General features: G+C 70.7%; 8 protein-coding genes. 4 read left to right on the top strand and 4 right to left on the bottom strand.

From position 1 onward, the window contains the following. Positions 1 to 112: 112 nt before the first annotated feature. Together ABT352_RS35320 and ABT352_RS35315 are read right to left on the bottom strand one after the other, a co-directional pair. On the bottom strand, positions 113 to 1852 hold the full coding sequence (locus tag ABT352_RS35320) for a hypothetical protein (RefSeq protein ID WP_350949370.1): 1740 nt from the start codon (positions 1850 to 1852) through the stop codon (positions 113 to 115). A 199-nt stretch (positions 1853 to 2051) separates the two neighbouring features. Next, positions 2052 to 2768, bottom strand: coding sequence for an IclR family transcriptional regulator (locus ABT352_RS35315; protein WP_350949369.1), 717 nt, complete (start codon positions 2766 to 2768; stop codon positions 2052 to 2054). A gap of 70 nt (positions 2769 to 2838) precedes the next feature. Between ABT352_RS35315 and leuC the strand changes: the two genes are divergently transcribed. The 4 genes from leuC to ABT352_RS35295 all read left to right on the top strand — a co-directional run bounded on the left by leuC (position 2839) and on the right by ABT352_RS35295 (position 5536). Further along, positions 2839 to 4239, top strand: a complete 1401-nt coding sequence (gene leuC / locus ABT352_RS35310; protein WP_350949368.1) for a 3-isopropylmalate dehydratase large subunit — start codon at positions 2839 to 2841, stop codon at positions 4237 to 4239. Between the two features lie 12 nt (positions 4240 to 4251). Beyond that, positions 4252 to 4839: a 3-isopropylmalate dehydratase small subunit gene (gene leuD / locus ABT352_RS35305; protein WP_350949367.1), complete on the top strand. Its 588-nt coding sequence runs from the start codon at positions 4252 to 4254 to the stop codon at positions 4837 to 4839. Continuing rightward, positions 4818 to 5072 carry an SCO5555 family protein gene (locus ABT352_RS35300; RefSeq protein WP_350949366.1) on the top strand — a complete coding sequence of 85 codons (255 nt, stop codon included), beginning with the start codon at positions 4818 to 4820 and terminating at the stop codon, positions 5070 to 5072. The genes leuD and ABT352_RS35300 overlap by 22 nt, the downstream gene beginning before the upstream one ends. 164 nt (positions 5073 to 5236) lie before the next feature. After that, positions 5237 to 5536: an HU family DNA-binding protein gene (locus ABT352_RS35295; RefSeq protein ID WP_350949365.1), complete on the top strand. Its 300-nt coding sequence runs from the start codon at positions 5237 to 5239 to the stop codon at positions 5534 to 5536. 149 nt (positions 5537 to 5685) lie between these two features. Here ABT352_RS35295 and ABT352_RS35290 read toward each other — a convergent pair whose 3' ends face one another. Together ABT352_RS35290 and cofC are read right to left on the bottom strand one after the other, a co-directional pair. Continuing rightward, positions 5686 to 5889, bottom strand: coding sequence for a hypothetical protein (locus ABT352_RS35290; protein WP_350949364.1), 204 nt, complete (start codon positions 5887 to 5889; stop codon positions 5686 to 5688). A gap of 9 nt (positions 5890 to 5898) precedes the next feature. Next, positions 5899 to 6558, bottom strand: a complete 660-nt coding sequence (cofC, locus tag ABT352_RS35285; protein WP_389777425.1) for a 2-phospho-L-lactate guanylyltransferase — start codon at positions 6556 to 6558, stop codon at positions 5899 to 5901. Positions 6559 to 6594: the final 36 nt, after the last annotated feature.

The raw sequence follows: 6594 nt of genomic DNA, 5'->3' as shown, positions 1-6594 counted from the left end.
CGGCCTCCTGCGTCTTTGGTTGTGGTGTTGGTTTTTTTTTCGTCTTTTTCCCGGGGTGGCGCCTCTCTCCGATCCGGGCCCCCCCCCCCCCCCCCTCTCCGGGAACGTGGGGCTAGTTCTGCCCGGAGCGGGCCTTGAAGAGGGCCCGCTTGGCGGCCTTGCCCACCTGCTTGTCCGGGTGTGCCTTGCCGATCGCCTCCAGCAGCTCCTCAAGGTGCGGGTGCGGCACCTTCCAGATCACTTCGAGCAGGCTGACGAGATTCGGCACGTTGCCGATGTCGTCAAGGCTGCTGACGAACTCCGGGCGGCCGAGACCCGCGGAGATGGTCAGCATGTCGAGGATGAGCCAGTGGGTGTCGGACTGGGTGGGCGTGGGGGCGTCCTCGACGCCCAGCTGGGCGAGGTGGGTGGCCGCGTACGGGCGCAGGGACGGCTCGTCGAGAGCCTCCCGCCACGCGGGCACGGCCACGTCGCCGAGCGAGCCCACCATGCTGGCCGCCTGGACCCGGATCAGCGCGTCCGCGTCGTCCTCGGCCGCGGCCTCCAGCAGGTCCCTGGCGGCCTGCTCGGGGGCGCGCAGCTCCATCCAGGCCGCGAACTCGGCGTCCGCCTCCTCCTCGGGAAGCTCGGCGCCGAAGGAGAGCAGGTCGAGAGCCGTCATCGCGTCGATGGCCGGCCGGGCGTCCAGCTCGATGTCGGCGTCGTCCACGAGGTGGACCACGCCTTCCATGCCGAGCGGCGTGAGCCGCACCTGGTCGTGCTCGACCTCGACCATGCCGTATCCGATCAGCCAGTCGAGCACGGGGTTGAGCGGGTCGCCGTACTGCGCGGTGGCGGCGGCCCAGGCGTCGGCGCCCAGGTCGTCGTACTCGGCGGCGGCCTCGGCCAGCTCGGTGCGCAGCTCGGCCAGCGGCTTCGAGCCCGTCGCCAGCAGCACCCGGACCAGCAGTGCCCTGGTCAGCCCGGACAGGGCGATCGTGGCCTCCTCGTCCTCCAGCTCGGGGTCGCCGTAGTCGATGGACTGCAGGCCCGCCATCCACGCGTCGAGGGCGTCGTCGTCCTCCTCGAAGGGCCACTCCGCGGTGTCGGCGTCGACACTCACGGTGTCCTCCCCCTCGGGCTGGAGGAAGTCGAGGTCGATCGCGAGGTTCCAGATGTTCCAGAGCGCGGGGACGGAGTCGGCGAGCGAGGCGCCGGGCTTCTCCGGGACCGGAAGCCCGAGGACCGCGAGGGCCTCGGTGATCTCGGTGTCGGTGAGCAGGCTCGTCTCACCCACCCGGCGCTCGGAGCCGACCCAGACCGCGAGGTCGCGGGCCTTGGTGATCAGGGTCGCCTTACGGGTGGCCGCGGCCAGCTCGCTGTCGGGCCGGAGCCTGATCGTCGGCAGCTCGGAGAGCTCGTCGGCGAACGGCTCGAAGTCGCCGAGCCCTTCGGACTCCTCCTCGTCGTACTCCTCGTCCTCGTCCTCCTCGACGACGAGCTCCTCCATCGCGTCGACGAAATCGTCTTCGAGGCGGTCGAGCTCGGAGAGCAGGTCGCTCAGCGAGGCCGAGCCCTTGGCGAGGCGGTCGGACTCCGACAGGAAGGTCAGGTAGGCGCGGATCGCGGGCACCATGCCGTCGGCGGCGGCGTCGGGGTCCTCGACGACCTGGGGCATCCGATCGAGGAGCACCGTGCGCAGGTCGGACTGCTTCCACCGGCCCACGTCGTCGGAGGCGATCAGGCGGTGCCACAGGGCGACGGAGCCCACCAGGTTGGAATCGCTGCCGGGCGCGTTCTCACGCGCCCAGAGGATGAAGTTTTGGAGCAGGGGACGCAGTTCAGCCGCGGCTGCCTCGATGCGATCTGTCACCTTCCCAGCCTAGGGGGCCGCGGGGGTGCTCGCCTCCTCATATCGCCCGCCGACCGGCGGGTGTCAACCGGCGCGCGGCCCGGGCACCCGGATCGCGGGCCTCCGGCCCCGCGATCCGGCCGTCGAGGGCGGAAACCGCCCTCACCGCGGCGAACGGCGGTGATCCGCTCGCCCTCGGACGGCGGTGATCCGCTCGCCCTCAGTTGGCGCGGCGCATCGACTCGGTGATCCGCTCGGCGGCGGTGACCACGGGGGCGGCGTGGAGGCGGCCGGGGGTGCGGGTCAGGCGCTCGATCGGGCCGGAGACCGAGACGGCGGCGACCACCTTGCCGCCCGCGCCCCTGATCGGCGCCGAGACGCTGGCCACACCCTGCTCGCGCTCGCCGACGCTGTGTGCCCAGCCCCTGCGCCGTACGCTCGCCAGCGTGGCGGCGGTGAACTTGGCCCCGCGCAGTCCTCGGTGCAGGCGGTCGGGCTCCTCCCAGGCGAGCAGGATCTGCGCGGCGGAACCGGCGAGCATCGGCAGGGCCGAGCCGACGGGCACGGTGTCGCGCAGTCCGCTGGCGCGCTCGGCGGCGGCCACGCAGACCCGCTCGTCACCCTGGCGGCGGTAGAGCTGGGCGCTCTCGCCGGTCAGGTCCCTCAGCTGGGTGAGAATCGGGGAGGCGACGGCGAGCAGCCGGTCCTCGCCGGCGGCCGTGGACAACTCGGACAGGCGCGGGCCCAGCACGAACCTGCCCTGTGTGTCGCGGGAGACGATGCGGTGGTGCTCCAGCGCGACGGCGAGCCGATGGGCGGTCGGCCGGGCCAGGCCGGTGGCCTGAACGAGCTGGGCGAGGGACGCCGGTCCCGCTTCGAGGGCATTGAGCACGAGGACGGCCTTGTCCAGTACGCCGACTCCGCTAGAGTTGTCCATACACCGATACTGCAGTCTCGACATATGAGAAAGCAAGTGGGAGTGGGACAGCCGATCGCAAGGAGGCGACATGGGCCGCACGCTCGCGGAGAAGGTATGGGAGCAGCACGTCGTACGACGTGCCGAGGGAGAACCCGACCTGCTCTACATCGACCTGCACCTCATTCACGAGGTGACGAGCCCGCAGGCGTTCGACGGCCTGCGCATGGCCAACCGCCCCATCCGGCGTCCCGAGCTCACCATCGCCACCGAGGACCACAACGTCCCGACCGTGCGCGGTCCCATCGACGACCCGGTGTCGCGGGTGCAGGTCGAGACGCTGCGCAAGAACTGCGCGGAGTTCGGCGTCCGGCTGTATCCGATGGGCGACGCGGGGCAGGGCGTGGTCCACATCATCGGCCCGCAGTTCGGTCTGACCCAGCCCGGCATGACGATCGTGTGTGGTGATTCTCACACCTCCACCCACGGCGCCTTCGGCGGCATCGCGTTCGGCATCGGCACCTCCGAGGTCGAGCACGTGCTGGCCACCCAGACGCTGCCCGCCTACCGGCCGAAGACGATGGCGATCGAGGTCTCCGGCGAGCTGCCGACCGGCGTCACGGCGAAGGACCTGATCCTCGCGATCATCGCCAAGATCGGCACCGGCGGCGGCCAGGGCTACATCGTGGAATACCGCGGTGAGGCGATCCGCAGGCTCTCCATGGAGGGCCGGATGACCGTCTGCAACATGTCCATCGAGGCGGGCGCCCGCGCGGGCCTGATCGCTCCCGACGAGACCACCTTCGAATACCTCAAGGGCCGTCCCCACGCGCCCTCCGGCGCCGACTGGGACGCCGCGGTCGCGTACTGGAAGACGCTGGTGACCGACGAGGACGCCGCCTTCGACACCGTCGTGGAGATCGACGCCTCAACGCTCACCCCGTTCGTCACCTGGGGCACCAACCCTGGCCAGGGGGCCCCGCTGGGGACGTCCGTGCCGCGCCCGGAGGACACCGGCGACCCGGCCGCCGCCGCCCGCGCCCTGGAGTACATGGGCCTGACCGCGGGCACCCCGCTCCGCGAGGTCCAGGTCGACACGGTCTTCGTGGGCTCCTGCACCAACGGGCGCCTGGAGGACCTGCGTGCCGCGGCCGACGTGCTGCGCGGGCGCCAGGTCGTCACGCGCACGCTGATCGTGCCCGGCTCGATGCTGGTCAAGCTCCAGGCCGAGCAGGAGGGGCTGCACGAGGTCTTCAAGAACGCGGGCGCCGAATGGCGCGAGGCGGGCTGTTCCATGTGCCTGGGCATGAACCCCGACACCCTCGCCCCCGGCGAGCGCAGCGCCTCGACCTCCAACCGCAACTTCGAGGGGCGTCAGGGCAAGGGCGGCCGTACGCACCTCGTGTCCCCGCAGGTCGCCGCCGCGACCGCCGTCACCGGCAAACTCACCGCGCCTGCCGATCTGCCCGCCGACCTGCCCGCCGGCCTGTAAGGAGTCCTCGCGATGGAAGCGTTCGTCACCCACACCGGCCGGGCCGTGCCGCTGCGCCGCAGCAACGTGGACACCGACCAGATCATCCCCGCCGTCTGGCTCAAGCAGGTCAGCCGGACCGGTTTCGAGAAGGGCCTGTTCTCCGCCTGGCGCGAGGACCCCGACTTCGTCCTGAACAACCCCGCCCACGAGGGCGCCACGATCCTGCTCGCCGGACCCGACTTCGGCACCGGCTCCTCCCGCGAACACGCGGTCTGGGCCCTGCAGCAGTACGGCTTCCGCGTCGTGATCGCGGCCCGGTTCGCCGACATCTTCCGTAATAATTCCACCAAGATGGGCCTGCTCCCGGTCGTCCTGCCCGGCGAGACCGTCGAGGCCCTGCAGGCCGCGGTGGAGGCGGACCCCACCCTGGAGATCACCGTGGACCTGGCGGAGCGCCAGGTCCGCTGGGGCGGGGAGAGCGTCGCGTTCGAGATCGACGACTACACGCGCTGGCGGCTCATGGAGGGCCTGGACGACATCGGGCTGACCCTGCGCAACGCCGATGCCATCGGGACATACGAGAATGGTCGGCAGCCATGGCTGCCGACGACCGTCTGACGCGTTCAGAACACGAGCTGGCGTGGCGGCTGCGCGAGGCGCACCGCCACGTCCGGTCTCTGCCCGTCCCCGCCGAGGAGAGAAAACGTCTCGCCCGGCGTCTTCTCGCCATCTGCGATATGGCCAAACGCGACCTCGAACACGCCGCCGGGCGTCTTGATTTGTTCCTTCTCAGTATTGATGTCGTGGTTTCGGATACGCCGAGCACTGGAAACATTGCGGAAGGTGATTGAGTCATACGGCTCCGTCCCCTAATTTCAAGCGGGCAAGGGGTTTCTCGTCGTGATCGTTGATGAGAGATCTGTGATGAGACCCCTCGCCGTGACAAATCGGGTGAGACGGGTTTTCTGCCTCGTGACCCACTCCCGGACATCGGTAAGCAGGGGGAGCAACCTTAATGAACAAAAAGGAACTCGTCGACGCCATCGCGGATCGGGTGGGCGACAAGAAGACGGCCACCGAGGCCGTGAACGCGGTGCTTGACGCCATCCAGACCGCCGTCGCGAGTGGCGACAAGGTCTCGATCACGGGGTTCGGCGCCTTCGAGATGGTGCACAAGCCGGCCCGCACCGCCCGCAACCCCTCCACGGGTGCCGAGATTCACGTCGCCGAGAGCTGGGGGCCGAAGTTCCGGCCTGGCTCCGACTTCAAGGAACTCGTCAACAACGGCGGCAAGAAGTCGGCGAAGAAGCGGTAGGTCCCGGGCACGGGCGCCCGGACTCCCGTCACGGGAGTCCGGGCGCCCGGCTTTTGCGCCGGGCGGCCCGGGCGCCCGAGAGTTTTCCCGAAACCCCGTCCTCGTCGTCCTCGTCTTCGCGACCGGGCCGCGAGGGTCGTCTTTCCGGACTATCCGGGCAGCGGAAAGGTCGAGAGGGTGACGTAGGTGACGTCGTCGCCGTCCATCACGAGATTGACCCGCTGGCCCGACCTGAGCAGCCGCAGCGGCCCCGCGTCGAACGCCGCCGCCCCGAACGGGATCTGGGTCCCGTCGTCCAGGAAGACCGACCCCGACCGGGTCGCCGGGTCGAAGTCCCGCACCGTCGCCTGCATCCGTCCAGCCTAACCGTCGTCCCGGTTCGACGCCGAGATCCTCCGCGCCATCGCCAGCGTGCGGGGGCCGACGCCGAGGGCGAGCGCGAGACGCAGGTCGTCCGGGGTGTCCACGTCGTGGCGGACCGACTCCACGTCCTGTACGGAGAGCTCCTTCGCGCCGCGCCGCAGGTGCCGCTCCCGCGACTCGCCGCCGAATCCCGGCGTGAACGGCACCGTGGGCCGTACGCCGTAGAAGGTGGTGCCGATCTCGGCGGCGTCGGGCAGGAACACCTGGTCGAACTCCGCGGCGGCGATCAGCACGCGGGCCAGCTCCGCAGGACGCAGGGCGGGAAGGTCGGCCTGCAGGGCGCCCACGGGGTCGCCGGGCGCGAGCCGCGCCGCCTCCAGGGCCCCGTGCCGCAGGGCGGCGTTCAGCCCCGCCTCCGGATCGCCGACCACGTGCGCGCCGACCTCGCCGAGCGCCTCGGCGGCCACCGGGTCGCCCGTCACCACGATCACCCGCGCGACGAGCGCGCAGCTCAGCGCCGCCTCGACGGTGTCGCAGGCGATCGCCACGGCCAGCGCGGCCCGGTGCGGGCCCGCCGCGGCCGACAGGCGGGTCTTGGCGGCGACCAGTGTCTTGACCGGGACGACCAGGGTCCAGCCGGAGCTCTCCGAAGCAGACATAGCCTTAAGCATCCCGCCTCGACATCCCCCTGAGCG

The organism is Streptosporangium sp. NPDC000563 (genome assembly GCF_040299985.1).
In the GTDB taxonomy this organism is placed as follows: Bacteria; Actinomycetota; Actinomycetes; order Streptosporangiales; family Streptosporangiaceae; genus Streptosporangium.
Note: the sequence above shows the minus strand (reverse complement) of the source record. Positions and strands in the feature narration are given on the sequence as shown.